Raw genomic sequence first — 15,004 nt, forward strand, 5'->3', positions numbered from 1 at the left:
GGTTCAGATGGATACGAAGAAATCGGAAGCGCTGTTCGCGCATTTGTGCAAGCGGCACCCGGAGCTTGCCGGAGAACATTACCGCGTCATTTCTTCCGGCCATCAAAACCTGGTCATCGTGGTGGGGAATCGTCTCGTGTTCCGGTTTCCGCTTACATCCGACACGACATCGCTGCGACTCGAGCAGCGCCTGCTGCCCAAGCTCGGGAAGCGGCTGCCGCTGCCGGTGCCGCAATTCACATACGCGTCCGGCCGAAAGGACAAAATCCGTTACGTCGGGTATCCGATCATTCCGGGAGAGCCGCTGGAAGCGGAACGGCTTGAGAAGATGGACGAACGGCAGAGGCTAGCCGCTGCGAAGCAAATCGCGGAATTTCTGGCCGCCTTGCATACGGTTGCCGACGATATGACGGAGCGCGTCGACACCGAGCGGTTCCGTTCGGATTGGAGAAAAAATTGGTCCGGCTATTACCGCGCCTTGGAGCAGCTTGTTTTTCCGCTCCTCGATAAAGAGGAACGGTTGTGGATCATGCACGTGTTCTACGAGTATCTGTATCCGTCCGATCATTTCAGATTCAAGCCTTGTCTCATTCACGGCGACTTCAAGAACGATCATATTTTCCACGATCCGAAGATCGGCAAGCTTACCGGCATCATCGATTTCGGACAGCTCAAGATCGGCGATCCGGCCTATGATTATCACGATCTGTGTCTCACGTACGGGGAATCGTTCACGCACACCGTGTTTGATTGCTACGACGGCCCTTCGGACCGGACGTTTTTCCGCAGGGTAACCGGATTTTACGCGCACATTTTGCGATTCAGCTCGATGCTGCATGCCGTTCAGAAGAAAGACAAGGACAAATTCGCGCTTCGGCTGGCATGGTTGAAGGCGAAAGCCCGGGAGCCGGACGAATAGCGGACGGCGGCGGACGATCGGAATCGAGCTTTGGGCCTCTCCTAGGAGATGGCCTCTTTTTTTGGTTTCCCGAACAAAGAAAAAGACGACAATCAAGTCGCCTTCTTCAGCAGCTTGTCGGGACTCGGCAAATGGGGAACGTCCGCAAGATCTGCGCCTTCTATTCTTTTCCTGCGCCATTTGGCGTACAGCTTGGGGTCGCGTTCGGCGACGTGTTTCAGAAAATCGTCCAGACAACCGTCGCGCTCCAAACTTTTGAAGAGCATGAACGGGGCTCTCCGGACCGTCCGGTACGCGCCGCTGTGATCGATGACCTTCAGCTTGCCGCCTTCGGTCACGATAATATGTCCGGTTCGCGTATCGATGCGGGCAAACTTCAGTCTTCTCATCTCCTTGACGATTCCGAGTAATTGTTCGGCAAAGGACTCCGTCAAGCCCGGCTTCTCCGCCAAATAATCCTGCAAATTCGGTCCAGTCAAATATTCCATCACCACATATTGATCGCCGGTCTCGTACAGCTTCGGAAAATAAGGCACTCCTTCCGCCATCTTGAGCGCTTTGCTCTCCCAGTAGGCGGTGCGCGGATCGTCGTATACTTTGACGCAGCGGTCGGAGGACAGCCGGAAGACGGCGCCTTGAGCTCCGATGCCGACCATCGGGTAGTCGGACGGATTATGGACTTTCAGCTTTTTTTTGCCTCCGACGATTTCGGAAGTGACGGATATCGACCTGTAATGGCCCATAACGGTTTACCTCCTTATGACCGCAATACCGGATAAACGGTCGGCCGCAAGCTTCGGCAAGCTGCTGCAAGCTACAGCAAACCGAGATGCACCAGCCGGTCCTTGATCATTTGACCTACGACTTGCGGCGAGAAGTAGGTTCGGATGTGCTGCATGCCGTTGAAGGCGATGGAGTTGCGGAAGTCCGGGTTGTACTTGATTTCCCGCATATAGTGGGCCGCATGGCCGAGATCGGGCTCCGCCCAGGTTTGATAACCTTTGTAAGGCCCCCAGTCTCCGCCGACTCCGACAATACTGTAATCGACGATGCAAGAGTTGGTCGCGTTCATGAAATCGGTGTTGCCGGACCAATAGGTCCCTATGACCGGCTTGCCCAAGTACATCGCCTCGGCGAGTCCGAGTCCGAATCCTTCCGAGCGGTGCAGCGAAACGAAGCAATCGGTGCAATTCAGCAGCCCGTCGGTTTCGCTTCGGCTCAAAATCCGGTCGATAATATAAATATTGGAATACCCTTTGACCAATTGGTTGATTTCATCAATGTCCGACGGATTCGCCTTCGAATGATTCAGCTTAACGACAAGGCCGACGGACGTATCCTTCGGATCGAACGCCTGCTTGAACGCCAAGATCGCGCCTTGCGGGTTTTTCCGTCTCTGGTAGCTGTGCGTGTCGTACATCGAGAAGAACAAAAACTTGTCTTCCGGCAAACCGAAGGTGGCCCGGCCGATATCAGGGGGCGGATTGACCTCTATGCCGTGCGGAATGCGGATGACGGGAACGGAAGATTTTTTGGCGATCGATTCGACGACGAAGTTGGAAGGCGCCCAAACCTCGCTGACGAAATGGAAGCCGTCGCAAAATTCATCCGGAAAGTCGGGCAGCTCCCAATGCCAGTATCCGATGTTGAACCGTTTGTCGAAAAGCGATGCTCCGAAATGGTGGTGCACCGATCTCAGCGTATCGGCATTCGTGTGAATAATGTTCACTTTATACTGCGGGTCCTGTATTTCTTTATGCCTCCAAGTGAAGTCTTCCATCCGGATCGATGTAACCGGGAAGTTCAATATGCCGAACGGGATGTCCGCCGCCGAAATCGCCCTGGCGGCCAGACGGCTCGATTCGCCGATTCCCATCTCGGCCCGGATAAACCCGACGATATTGGCCCCTTTGGCGTAACCCGGCTCCGGCTCGGCTTCCCGTTCGATAACCGGCTCGATGACGGGCAGGGAGTCCTTCGCAAAGTGGCGCTTCCGCCGCCGTCTCCTCGCATGCAGCCGTCCTCTGCGAAACCGCTTCTTGCCCTTGGATAGCAGCCATCTCCGTCTCTTCCATCGTTTGGAAAGCTTCCGTGCGGGAGCGCGCTTCTTTTTCAGCCGCGCCTTCCCGCCGCGCAGCGGCGGCTTCCGCTTTTTCCGCCTCGCCGATTTTACGGCCGTAGACGCTCGTCTGTTTTGCCGGTGATGACCGGTACTCCGCATTAATATCCACCCTTTCCATTTGAGATAGCCGCCGAGTACAAAGTCAGACCGTCTTACGACTTTGTACAAGCGGGGACAACGGGGCGAATAACGCACTTTCGTTCCGCTATTGGCCTATATACGGGACAATCCGGACTAATAGCGGAACTACATTCCGCTAAATCGGTGTAAAGCGACCCGGATGCAAGCAAAATAGGCCAATAACGTACGCGAGTTCCGTAATTATCAAGAAAAATTGGAAAACGACCAGCTTAGCGAACTATAGTTCCGCTATGAACCTCGCTTCACTTTTGGGGGTTACTTAGGGGGCTCCCCCAAAAGTACCAGGAATAAGCTCCGAAGGTTCGCCTCACTTTTGGGGGTTACTTAGGGGGCTCCCCCAAAAGTAATCGGAATAAGCTCCGGAGGCCTTCTTCACTTTTGGGGGTGCTTAGAGTAGGTCTCTCCAGTATTGAAGCAGGTCCTTCATCGTCTTCTCGAACGGAATTTCCGGTTTCCAGCCGGTTTCCTCGTGAAACTTCTGATAGTCGCCAAGCAGGATTTCCACGTCGGAAGGTCTCAGGCGGGCCGGATCTTCCTCGATCGAGATCGTGGCGTTGCTGTAGGACAGCAGCAAATCAAGCATTTCGCGAATCGTGCAGCATTTGCCGGACGCGATGTTGTACGTCTCGCCGGGCTTCCCTTTCTCGAGCGCCAGCCAATACGCCCGGACGACGTCGCGTACGTCGGTGAAATCCCGCTTGGCCGACAAATTGCCGACATGGAGCACGGGCGGTATTTTGCCTTTCTCGATCTGGGCAATCTGTTTGGCGAAGTTGGAAGTAACGAAGTTCTCGCCGCGTCTCGGTCCCGTATGGTTGAACGTACGGGTGACGATAATCGGCAGTCCGTAGCTCTTGTAATACTGGTAACCCAAATAGTCCTGCGCGACTTTGCTGACCGCATAAGGGCTTAACGGCCGAAGCGGATTCGTTTCCCGGATGGGCGTCTCGTGAGGCTCCACATGCCCGTATTCCTCGCTGGAGCAGGCCACTTGCATTTTGCACGACAGATCGAACCGGCGAAGCGCCTCCATAATGTTGACTTGGCCGGCCACGTTGTTGTGGATCGTATCGATCGGCGAATTCCAGGATGTCGGGACGAAGCTTTGGGCAGCCAAGTGAAAAATGAGATCGGGCTTGATTTCCTTGATCAGATGCTCCACAGAAAACGGATCCCTCAGCTCGCACTCCACGAGGCGGATATCCGAAAGATGCTTGATATGGTCCATGCGGCTTCGCTGCCGGATCGTTCCGGTGACCTCCACATTACGCTGAAGCAAAAATTCCGCCATGTGGCTTCCGACAAAACCGGAAATCCCCGTTACAAGAGCTTTCATCCGTTAAGTTCCTCCTTCTTGTTGTTCGAGGGCTTTCAGCGCGGATTTGATGCGCTGCTCCTCCGATTTGTGACAGACGAGCAGCCCGTCGTCGGTCGAGACGACGATCAGATCGCTGACGCCGATAACCATCGTCTTCGGATGATCCGTGTAGATGATGCTGTTGTTCGTCGATTCGAGATGGACGTAACCGCGGCCGTTCAAAATATTTCCTTCGGCGTCCGCCTTCTGGATCCGTTCGAGCGACGTCCAAATGCCGACGTCGTCCCATTTGAACTTGACCGGCAGCGTCAAGATCAAGTCGGCCTTCTCCAAGATGGCGTAATCGACTGATATTTTCGGAAGCATCGGGTACACGCTCTCCGTATTGCCGTCTCCGCTCGACAGCAGACTCCAGATGAAAGGCTGGTGCAGCTTCATATAGTGGGCAATCGTGGAAGGCTTCCAGACGAAAATGCCGCTGTTCCAGAATATGCCCGGATCGCGAACGAGCTTCTCCGCCACTTCCAAAGGAGGTTTCTCGATAAACGAGCTTGCTTCGAGCAGCCCGTCTTCCGTGCGGACTTCCGACGTGCGAATATAGCCGTATCCGGTCTCCGGCCGCGTCGGGACGACGCCGAGCGTGACGATCGCATGGTTGCGTTCGGCCGCCTTCTCGGCTTTGCGCAGCGCCATGACCAACTCCTCCGGCTCATCCGTATAATGGTCCGAAGGCATCGTCACGAGCACTTCATCGTCTTCCCGCGACAGGAAATGATAAGCCGTCAATGCGATGCAAGGCCCTGTATCCCGCTGCTCGGGTTCCAGCAGCAGCCGGTCATCGGGCAGCTCCGGCAGCTGAGCTTCGACGAGAGCTTTGTACGATCTGGCAGTAACGACGTATACCGAGGCTTCCGGCAGCCATTGCGTATAGCGTCTGTAAGTTTGCTGCAGCATCGTTTCATGGGAAGTGAGCGAGAGGAACTGCTTCGGCCGCGTTCTTACACTTCTGGGCCAAAACCGGGTCCCTGCTCCACCCGCCAAAATTACGATCTTCAATCCTTTTCCCTCCCCGCTACAGCGATGGAATACGCTAATATACTATGCTCATCTCTCACGGCCGACGTAGACGTATTGCCGATAGCGGGCGAAATTGGCGCTTGCCCAAGCCTTAAAAGTCCCCCAAAAGTGAAGAATGCCTCTGGAGCTTAATCCGATTACTTTTGGGGGAGCCCCCGATTCCAAACCCCCAAACAGCCCCCCCTTAATGCCCCCAGAAGTGAAGTGATGCTTCGCAACAAAGCAAAAAGAAAGATGCCGCGGCGGGCATCCTCGACTACCATTTGAATTTGCGCCGTTTTACGAGCCATTGGCCGACGGAAGCGGGTTCTTCCTGCAAAATCTCGTACATGCGGGCTTCAGTCGCGCTTAAGGGAACGGCCCCCATGACTTTGAAGCCGAGCTGACGGTCGTCGTCGTTCACTTTCAATCGGGCCGGGATGAAGGAGGCGTCGGAATGGATTTCGACGGTATAGGAAGGCGCTTGATCGCGAAGCCGGATTTTGATCGTGAAAGTGCCCTCGTCGAACTTGTACTCCCGGTGACGGACGCCGTTGATGTAAACGGTCAAGCCCAATCGGCCCGCTTTCCGGTCGAAACGGGGCTGCTGGTGATCCCCCTCGATGATCAGGCATTCGATCCCGGATTCGCCGCCGTTGTCGATTTCCATCTTCCAGTGGGGCGGCACCCAGCCGTCCTCGAAGCGGTTCGACGCGCTCACCCGGGGACCTATGCCGAATACGCGAAACTGCTTCATTTTCTCCATCAGCCATGCGGGGCCCTCCGGCAAATGATGCGCGATATATTGGATCAGCCAATGATTCGATACCGCTCCGTAGTTTTTCAGGCTCGTGCGGATAATTTCCGGCAGGCCGACGGTAAAATATTGCTTTACGCTTTTGCAGTCGTCATGCAGTCTCGAGTTAGCCATCAACTGGTTCACGTAGCCGAGCCGATGCTTGGCGGCAATCCGCATCCACAGGTCGTAGTCCATGCAGAAATGCAAGCTTTCGTCGATCGGCCCCACCTCATCCAGAACGCTCTTGCGCATAAAGACGGCAGGCTGGCAGATCGTACATACGTCGAACAAGCGGGCCCGGTTGATGCCGGAATCGACCGGATACGGCCGCAGATGCTTATTGTTTGCGTCCGTATGGTCGGCCTTGCCGTAGACGAGGCCGTATTCCGGATGCTTGACGAGCGCCGAGACGGCCCGGCTTATCGCTCTCGGCCAATACGTATCGTCGGAATTGAGCCATCCGATGATGTCTCCGTTCGCCATCGCGAGCCCCTTATTGAGCGCATTCGACTGACCTTTGTCTTTTTCCGAAACGTAGCGGAACCGTTCCCCGTACTTGCGCGCATATTTTTGCAATATATCGACGGTTTGGTCCGTCGATCCTCCGTCGACGACGATCAGCTCCACATTGCGGTAGTCCTGGGACAGCACGCTCTCGATCGTCTCGCGGATGAAGGCCCCCTGCTGATACGACGGCGTAATGACGGATACGAGCGGATACTTCCCTGGATCATCCGTGCGGCTCATGAATATTCCTCCTTATACCATTGGATCGTCCGCTCCAAGCCGGTCCGCATATCCGTTCTGGCCTCGAAGCCGAACCGTTCCTTCGCGAGCCGCACATCGAGCTTTCTTCTCGGCTGCCCGTTCGGGCGACCGGTGTCCCAGACGATTTCACCCTCGTAGCCGACGAGCTCGCGGATCGTTTCGGCCAGCTCCCGGATTCGGATTTCCTGCCCCGATCCGAGGTTGACCGGGTCGGAGCCGTCGTACAGCGCCGCCGCACGGACGATTCCTTCGGCCGCATCCTCGGCGTACAGAAACTCCCGGGTCGGCGTTCCGTCCCCCCACAGCGTAATGGACGGCTCTCCTCGCCGTTTCGCTTCCTCGCATTTGCGGATGATCGCCGGGATGACGTGGGACGTCTCCAGATCGAAATTGTCGCCGGGGCCGTACAAATTGACCGGCAGCAGGAAAATCGAATTGAAGCCGTATTGTTTGCGGTAAGCTTGCGACTGAACAAGCATCATTTTTTTGGCAAGCCCGTACGGGGCGTTCGTCTCTTCCGGGTAGCCGTTCCACAAGTCGGCTTCGCTGAAAGGGACGGGGGCGAATTTGGGATACGAGCAGATCGTGCCGATCGCCACCATTTTCCGGATCCCTTTACGCCGGGAATGCTCGATCAAATGTGCCCCCATCACGAGATTGTCGTAAAAAAACGATCCCGGATTTTTCTCGTTCGCCCCGATGCCTCCGACGACGGCAGCCAAGTGAAACACGACGTCCGGGCGGAAATCGTCCAGCATCCGGACGATGTGCTGCTCCTGGCGCAGGTCGTATTGTTTGCTGCGGGGTACATGTACGCGCTCGCACCCGAGGCGCCGCAGCTCATTCACGACATGCTTGCCCAAAAACCCGGCTCCGCCGGTCACTACGATCGATTTATCGGCTAGCTCCATCAATAATCTCCCCTTCGATTGCGGTTTTTTCGGCAATTAGTTTAACGGAATAACGTACCTGCTCTCTGACGATCGGGACTTGCCGTTCCATAAAACCCCGGTCGTCAGTCAGGGTGGTAATTCCGTTAAAGTTCTTTGATTTACGATATGTGACTACCCTCCGAGCGGTATAGACAACTACATCGGGTTGCCAAAAAAAACAAGCGTTTGCCGACGGGTACATGTCCACGCGGGTACGGTCGATTCCCCGTAACATACAACAAATCGACCGAATACGGGCCTTGGGGTGAATTCGAGTGAGAATGATGGAAATATTGCGGAAAGTGTACCAGAAGGATAGGGAATCGTTCATAGCCGCCTGCTACCGCGAGCTGCTCGGACGCGAGCCCGATCCGGGCGGCATGCAGCATCATCTACAACTGCTCGGCGGAAAGTCGAAGCTCGCCATCATGACCGCACTCCTGCAAAGCCCGGAGGCCGAGCAGCTGTACCGCTCCGGTCCACCGCCCCATACCGGCAAAAAACGCCCGTCGGCTGCCGACTTGCTCCGGAAGCTGTACACGTATCCGGACGACCGGTACGTACGGGGCTTGTACGAGGAGCTGCTGTGCAGGCGACCGGATCATAAAGGCGCAAGCCATAACGTCCGCCACCTGCAGCACGGGGCTTCCCGGGCATCGATCGCCGCCCAGCTGCTGCACTCCGGCGAAGCCGTCGAGCTGCTTAAGGCCAAGAACGGCACTCCGATCGCGCAAAAAATATTGTTTGACTACGCGAACCGGACGTTTTATCCGGATTACCATTACTAAAGATTCGATAGGGATATCGTTGCAAGAGTGATCACCCAAATAATGAATCAAGCGAGGTGTTATTTTTGAACGGATTGACTAAAGGGAATTTGCCTCATTTTCTGATCATCGGCGTGCAAAAAGGAGGGACCACTTCGTTATACCATTACTTGACGCAGCATCCGAATATCGCCTCGGCAACGGAAAAAGAAGTTCATTACTTCGACTATAATTTCCATAAAGGAATCGATTGGTATAGATCGCATTTTCCGCATTGCCCAAACGATAAGATTACCGGGGAGGCAAGCCCGTATTATATGTTCCATCCGCACGCCGCGAAAAGAATAAAGGCTGCGATCCCTTCGGTTAAACTCATTGCGTTATTAAGAAACCCGGTCGAAAGAACGATCTCCTCCTACAAGATGATGCACCGAAGAAAAAAGGAGCATTTGTCATTTGAACAGGCCATGCAGGAGGAAACATCGCGAATCCGGGACGAACTGCCGAAAATGCTCGGGGATCCGAATTATTTCAGTAAAGAGCATTTTTACTTTTCCTACTTGTCCAGAAGCGTATATGCCGATCAATTAGAGCCTTACTTTAAACGATTTCCGCGAGAGCAGATATTGATATTAAAAAGCGAAGACTTATTTACCGATCCGTCGACGGTTTATCGCAAAACGCTGAAATTTTTAAATTTGCCCCTCTGGGAGCCGAATCATTATGACATCATGAACAAAGGCAAATACAAGCGGGATATACCAAAGGAGACATTGAATTATTTAACCGAATATTTCAGACCCCATAATCAAAGGTTATATCGAATGTTAGGCGTTGATTTGGGCTGGGACCGTTAAGCTCCGAGGGCCTCTTCACTTTTGGGGGACAATTTGGGGGGGCTCCCCAAAAGTACCCCGATTAAGCTGCGAAGGCCTTCTTCACTTTTGGGGGCGATTTCGGGGGGGCTCCCCCAAAAGTACCCGGAATAAGCTCCGAAGGCCCTCTCTTTACTTTTAGGGGGGCATTTTGGGGGACTAAGAAGCGTAGGCGTGCTGGTAGCCTTCCTCGAACGCTTGGGCGAATCCCACGTCGAATCCGCTGTTGTACCCCAAGTTGTAGCCTTGATCGTAAGTCATTTTCACTCCGGAAGGCGGCAGCGCCCTTCGTACCGCGCGGCGGCGCCCCTGCAGCCGGCGCTTGCCGCGCCTTGCTAGCCGTCTTTTGCCGCCGAGACGTTTGACCGCGCGTCGCGTGCGCCTTTTCCCGGATTTGCCGGCAGACGGCTTCTTCTTGATGACGGTCATTTTATCAACTCCTTAGAGCTTTGCGGAGCAAAGCTGGCTTCGTAAGCATTCGCTGAGCATTGCGGAGCAAAACTGGCTTCGTAAGCATTCGCCGAGCTTTGCTGCATCCGCTAAATATTATCGGCCTTGATGACCGGCGGAGCGATGATCGGCAGACCGGCCGGGTAGGCGGCTGCTTCGTCTTCCGTCAAAGGCTGAACCGGATGCCGGTTCAAGTTCCATACTTCCGACACCCAAGCCGTGGCGATCCGGTGCAGCTTGCCGCGGCGGTGCTGGTGCAGCCTTCCGTCCGGAGTTTGCACGATCCTTCCCTCGGCAAGCTGCGCTCCCGGGCTCCCCCCCGCGGCCAGAACGGCTTGCTTGGCGTTCCATTCCGCGACGGACATCGGCTCGCCGACGTGCCAGTTTTTCAGATCGATCTGAGACAGCCTCGTAGCCGGAACCCCTTCGTAATGCTCCAAAGGACGCCGGACGCCGTGCTCCACCCAAAATACGGTCGGACCGGTTCCTTTCACGGTCACATGCGACGGATAGAAATCGTTCATGGCGATCGGATTCCCGTTCCAATGGCCGGAAACTTCCTGCAGCAGCGAATGCGTTTCGCCCCACTTGTCGGAGTAGAAGGCGAGATTGCGGGCGTACATTTCCTCGAATTGGGCCGGAGTCAGCGTCTTGATCGTCGTGCTGCCGACATGGTGAATGAACGTATCCTTGGCGATAACCAGGTCGAGCCCGAGCAGCCGGTTGCGGAACCCGAAATCGTCGTCCTCGCAGTTGCCGATTTCGAATCCTTCGTCCAAAAACCCGATCCGGCGGAACACATCTTTGCGCATCAGCACGCAAAAACCGGTGAGCCGCCCGGTTACTTCCCATTTGCCCGAATCGGACCGGTTGAACGATTTCGCGAACCGGTGCATCTCTTCCGTCGAGCCATAAGACGTCTTGATCAGCTGGTCGCCGCTGATGTAATTCGTTACCGGACCGACGAGACCGAACCGGTCGCTGCCGTGCAAGCAAGCGAGCAAATTGGTCAGCCAGCCCTCGGTAACGACCGTATCGTTGTTCAGAAACAGGATTGTCTTGCCTCGCGCCATCATCAGCCCTTGATTGACGCCCCCGGCGAAGCCGAGATTGCGCTCGCTGATTTTGTACCGGACCGTCTTGTTTTTCAACGACCGCAAATAGTCGGCGGTGCCGTCCGTCGAGCCGTTGTCGACCACGATGATTTCATGCGGCTCGGGCGTATAGCGGCCTATACTCTCGATGCAATCGGCCAAATAGGCTTGCTGGTTTAAAGAAGGGATTACGATGCTCGTACCTTCGAAGCCCGCGGCGTACGAATCGCTTCCCTTCTGGAAACCAAGCGCATAACCGTGCGAATGCCCGGCATCGTATCCGGTGTTGTAGCCGTTGTTATAGGCGTTGTTCAAGGAAACCCGCGCCCGGGCTCCCCTGCGCTTCCTCGTTCCCACTACTTCTCCCCCTTTCGCCTGTCGGTATGGATTATCGGAAGGGCGCTTCGCCCTTGATCATCGAATTGGCCAGATGGCCGAAGTCGATCGCGACCTTGCCTAGCTCGGAGGCGATCCGCGTCGAGATGAGGACGGCGGCCACTCCCGCCGCCACTAGGGCTAGATCGAAATCGTGGGAAGCGATCTCCGCCACGACCCGGGGTACGTCCTTCACGCCTTCGACCGGCGAGATCGCGGCCACGACGTTCACACCGTTCTGCCGCATATAGTCGGCGAGCGGCTCCGCCAGCTTCCCTGCAATCAGCACGCGTCTTCCGCGGACGATCCGGGATATATGGCCGGCATGGTACAAATAGTAGTTGATCAGCGAGTCGGTCAGCGTCAATGCGCCGAAATCGATGCCGTGGGCTTTGAATACCGCGAGCGCAAGCGGTTGGAAATTGCGCACCCGCAGCTTTGGAACGCCGACGACCGACGCCTGCATAATCGCCGCCCTCACCCGGTCCCTGGCGTCAAAGTCCGGCACGTCTACGCCGGCGTAGCCGAGGAACGGCCCTTGCTCCCTGACCTGCTCCACGCTCAGCACGCTCCCCTGAGCCAGCGTCAGCAGCTCTCCGTCGCCGATCCGTACGAGCGAGAACGGAGTGCGCGTATCGAGAGCATGGACGATGCGTCCCGCCATCTCATCCGGCGTGAGCATATGCCGGAAGTGGGGGCGCAAATGTTCGACCCCCGCCGCCACGATTTGCTCGGCCGAGAAGTCCGGCAATATTTCGTACTCCGGAATGAACGAATCAATCAGTCCTTCGACGCCGTCACGCCATTCGTTCCGCCCCTCTCCGTCGTATTTGCCTTGCCGGTAGCCTTCCTCATGGCCGCCATTGTAGCCTTTGTTATACCCAGTGTTATAGCCTTCGTTATACGAGTCAACGCTCCTTATGCCGCGCGCTTTGCCCCTGGGGTTCCGCAGCACCTTCCGTCGAAGCCGTCCTTTTCGTTTCAGCAGCGGCCTCTTCTTGCGCAAAACGAGACGAGACAATAGACGTCACCACCTTGAATTGTGCTGGTTTTCCCTTATCGTATTCGTCCCTGGTCCATCCGTGCCGGGGACATTCGACCAATTGTCCGCTTCAGCCGAAGACGGAGTCCAGCAGCTGCCGGACGCGGCGCGGGTACGTATGCTCCCGCATCGTTCTGGCATAGCCCCGAAGGGCGACCGCTTGGCGTTCCTCTTCATGGTTCAAATAATATTCCGCTTTCTCGACCAGCTCCTCGGGTGACGCGTAAGTCGCGATCTCTTCCCCGGGCACGAAGGCCGCCCCTAGACTATGGCGGATGTCGGACAGCTGGAAAGCCGCGCAGGCGCCGATTTCAAAGCTTCTCGGATTGACCGATCGGGCGGGAACACCCCCGACGTTCTGGTTCGTTTCGTCATCGATGGCGCGGTGCAGGTTGATCACGATTTTCGCCCGGTTGTAATGAGACGCCGTTTCTTCGGGGGAAATCCATAACCCGTTCCGGATTTGGTCGGCCAGCATCGGATAATGGGCCATCCGTTCCCACCAATATCCCGCGATAAACACTTTTTTGCCCTGCAAATAGGAAGCGATCCGATCGAAGAAGGCGGCCCTGTTGCCGAAGGCGCTCCCGATGAAGCAGATGTCCGCCTCGTAACGGGCGTCGGTTCGCTTGGGCGAATAATAAGCCGTATTCGCCCCGAACGGCAAATGCGTCACGTTCGGACAGCCGAGCTCCCGGTAAACCGGCACGCAAGCTTCTTCCAAAGTGAACACGTAGTCGTAGTGAGGGGCGATATGCTTCGTGACGTCGATAAAGTAAGGGTCGTCGGTGAACCAGGCGGCGGTGCGGATCCCCATGCCGCGAATCGCGTCCACCTGCGAGACGCCGAGACATTCGACCGAGTTGAGCGACAGCACGAGATCCGGACGGATGGACGCCGCCAGAGCGGCCGCATCGTCGGTCGGGACCGCTACGTGAACGTCGCGGACCAATTGACGCAAAGCGTCGATAATGCCCTGATCGAGCGGATCGTAGGACCACAGCCCGGTCCGGACATAGAGCACCCGGAGCTCCGAGACATGCGCTTCGAAGCGCGTTTGCCGCGAGATGACCTCGCATTTGCCGAGCCGCCTCCCTTCCAGCCAGCCCGCCCTGTAGCCGTCGTTCCAGCCCGGCGGTTTTGCGGTCTTCCTTGCCGGCATTGGCTTCCCTCCTTTCTTGGGGGCATTTTCCGGGGGCTCACCCGAACACGATTCCGAGCAGCCGATCCAGCCGCTTCCGGTACGTATGCTCGCTTACGGTCCGGTGCAGTCCTCTTCTCGCCATTTCCCGCCTTTCGTCCTCATGGGTCAAATAATATTCGATTTTGTCCACCAGCTCGCCCGGCGTGGAAAAGGTCGCGATGTCGTACCCCGGCGTGTACAAGCCCGGCAGCTCCTCCCGGTTATCCACGAGCTGGAGCGTGGCGCACGAGGAAATTTCGAACAGCCGCGGATTGACCGAAGTCGCCGGGATGTTCCGGCTGTTGCTGTTGTGGGAAGCGTCCTCCGTCGACCGGTGCAGGTTGATGACGATTTTCGCGCCGCTGTAATGTTTGGCCGTTTCTTCAGGCGTCAGCCATACGCCGTGTATTTTGTCGGCCAGCAGCTCGTAATTGCGCATCCGGTCCCACCACCAGCCGATGATTTTGAACCGCTGACGGGCCAAATACCCGGCGATTTCGTCGAAGCATTCTACCCGGTTCCAGAAGGCGCTGCCCACGAAACAAATATCGTTCCGGTACGATTCGTCCACCCGGGAATGCCGGATGTAGTCCGGATTGACGGCGAACGGCAGATGGTGAACCCGCTCGCAGCCCAGCTCGCGGTAGAGCGGTACGCAGCTCGATTCGAGCGTAAATACGTAATCGTAGTGCGGAGCGATATGAACGGTCTTGTCGGAATGGTAAGGATCGTCGGGCAGCCATACGGCCGTCCGCAATCCTTTGGCCCGCATCCGGTCGATCTGCTCCACAGGAAAAGACCGTCCGATCGCATCGAGGACGAGCACCAAATCGGGCTTCGCCGCTTCGGCCAGCGTCACGACGTCCTGCTCCGGCGCGACGACGACGGCTTCCCGGACGGAAGCCCGCAGCGCGTCCTCGATTCCTTGATCGAGAGCGGCGTAAGGAGCGCCGTCCGCTTTGACGTACAACACCTTCACATCCCGCAGTCGGGCCGGCTCGGTGGCGGCACGCGAATAGATCGATTCGCACAAGCCGTAATGGTACCCTGCGCTTCGGCCTTCCCGGAATCCGTCCTCCCAGCCTATAATCCCTTCTTCGCGGGGCGCGGGCGGGGACGGAGCCGCCCCGGCCTTGGCGCGTCCTTTCAACCTGCGCATACGT

14 protein-coding genes are annotated in these 15,004 nt (G+C 56.5%); 3 read left to right on the forward strand and 11 right to left on the reverse strand.

From position 1 onward, the window contains the following. Nucleotides 1–7: 7 nt before the first annotated feature. Complete coding sequence (locus FE783_RS02320; protein WP_138877684.1) at nt 8–919, forward strand: phosphotransferase family protein; 912 nt, start codon at nt 8–10, stop codon at nt 917–919. Between the two features lie 92 nt (nt 920–1,011). On the opposite strand, the gene FE783_RS02325 is transcribed toward FE783_RS02320, so the two are convergent. The 6 genes from FE783_RS02325 to FE783_RS02350 form a co-directional block, all read right to left on the reverse strand. Next, nucleotides 1,012–1,662: a serine/threonine protein kinase gene (locus FE783_RS02325; RefSeq protein ID WP_138877685.1), complete on the reverse strand. Its 651-nt coding sequence runs from the start codon at nt 1,660–1,662 to the stop codon at nt 1,012–1,014. 71 nt (nt 1,663–1,733) lie between these two features. Beyond that, the gene (locus tag FE783_RS02330) at nt 1,734–3,140 is read right to left on the reverse strand and encodes a glycosyltransferase (RefSeq protein WP_238402825.1); all 1,407 of its coding nucleotides are present in this window, start codon (nt 3,138–3,140) and stop codon (nt 1,734–1,736) included. A 430-nt stretch (nt 3,141–3,570) separates the two neighbouring features. Then, nucleotides 3,571–4,518, reverse strand: a complete 948-nt coding sequence (locus FE783_RS02335; RefSeq protein ID WP_138877686.1) for a GDP-mannose 4,6-dehydratase — start codon at nt 4,516–4,518, stop codon at nt 3,571–3,573. 3 nt (nt 4,519–4,521) lie between these two features. Then, nucleotides 4,522–5,556 carry a mannose-1-phosphate guanylyltransferase gene (locus FE783_RS02340; protein WP_138877687.1) on the reverse strand — a complete coding sequence of 345 codons (1,035 nt, stop codon included), beginning with the start codon at nt 5,554–5,556 and terminating at the stop codon, nt 4,522–4,524. Nucleotides 5,557–5,833: 277 nt separating this feature from the next. Further along, entirely contained in the window at nt 5,834–7,102 is a 1,269-nt protein-coding gene (locus tag FE783_RS02345) for a glycosyltransferase family 2 protein (RefSeq protein WP_138877688.1), read from the reverse strand. Further along, nucleotides 7,099–8,034 carry a GDP-L-fucose synthase family protein gene (locus FE783_RS02350; RefSeq protein ID WP_138877689.1) on the reverse strand — a complete coding sequence of 312 codons (936 nt, stop codon included), beginning with the start codon at nt 8,032–8,034 and terminating at the stop codon, nt 7,099–7,101. Before FE783_RS02350 ends, FE783_RS02345 begins: the two co-directional genes overlap by 4 nt. A gap of 302 nt (nt 8,035–8,336) precedes the next feature. Here FE783_RS02350 and FE783_RS02355 point away from each other — a divergent pair, with 302 nt between their 5' ends. Beyond that, nucleotides 8,337–8,843, forward strand: a complete 507-nt coding sequence (locus FE783_RS02355) for a DUF4214 domain-containing protein (protein ID WP_238402837.1) — start codon at nt 8,337–8,339, stop codon at nt 8,841–8,843. Nucleotides 8,844–8,908: 65 nt separating this feature from the next. After that, on the forward strand, nt 8,909–9,679 hold the full coding sequence (locus tag FE783_RS02360) for a sulfotransferase domain-containing protein (protein WP_202916111.1): 771 nt from the start codon (nt 8,909–8,911) through the stop codon (nt 9,677–9,679). Nucleotides 9,680–9,856: 177 nt separating this feature from the next. Here the strand turns inward: FE783_RS02360 and FE783_RS02365 are convergent, their stop codons facing one another. The 5 genes from FE783_RS02365 to FE783_RS02385 all read right to left on the reverse strand — a co-directional run bounded on the left by FE783_RS02365 (nt 9,857) and on the right by FE783_RS02385 (nt 15,000). Continuing rightward, nucleotides 9,857–10,126 (reverse strand): hypothetical protein, encoded by a 270-nt coding sequence (locus FE783_RS02365; RefSeq protein WP_138877691.1) that lies wholly within the window; start codon nt 10,124–10,126, stop codon nt 9,857–9,859. Nucleotides 10,127–10,236: 110 nt separating this feature from the next. Then, nucleotides 10,237–11,598: a glycosyltransferase family 2 protein gene (locus tag FE783_RS02370; RefSeq protein ID WP_138877692.1), complete on the reverse strand. Its 1,362-nt coding sequence runs from the start codon at nt 11,596–11,598 to the stop codon at nt 10,237–10,239. Between the two features lie 31 nt (nt 11,599–11,629). Then, the gene (locus FE783_RS02375; RefSeq protein WP_138877693.1) at nt 11,630–12,637 is read right to left on the reverse strand and encodes a GT-D fold domain-containing protein; all 1,008 of its coding nucleotides are present in this window, start codon (nt 12,635–12,637) and stop codon (nt 11,630–11,632) included. 91 nt (nt 12,638–12,728) lie between these two features. Then, nucleotides 12,729–13,820, reverse strand: a complete 1,092-nt coding sequence (locus tag FE783_RS02380; RefSeq protein WP_138877694.1) for a CgeB family protein — start codon at nt 13,818–13,820, stop codon at nt 12,729–12,731. Between the two features lie 37 nt (nt 13,821–13,857). Further along, on the reverse strand, nt 13,858–15,000 hold the full coding sequence (locus FE783_RS02385) for a CgeB family protein (protein ID WP_138877695.1): 1,143 nt from the start codon (nt 14,998–15,000) through the stop codon (nt 13,858–13,860). Nucleotides 15,001–15,004 lie beyond the last annotated feature (4 nt).

The organism is Paenibacillus mesophilus (assembly GCF_005938385.1).
In the GTDB taxonomy this organism is placed as follows: Bacteria; Bacillota; Bacilli; order Paenibacillales; family NBRC-103111; genus Paenibacillus_AB; species Paenibacillus_AB mesophilus.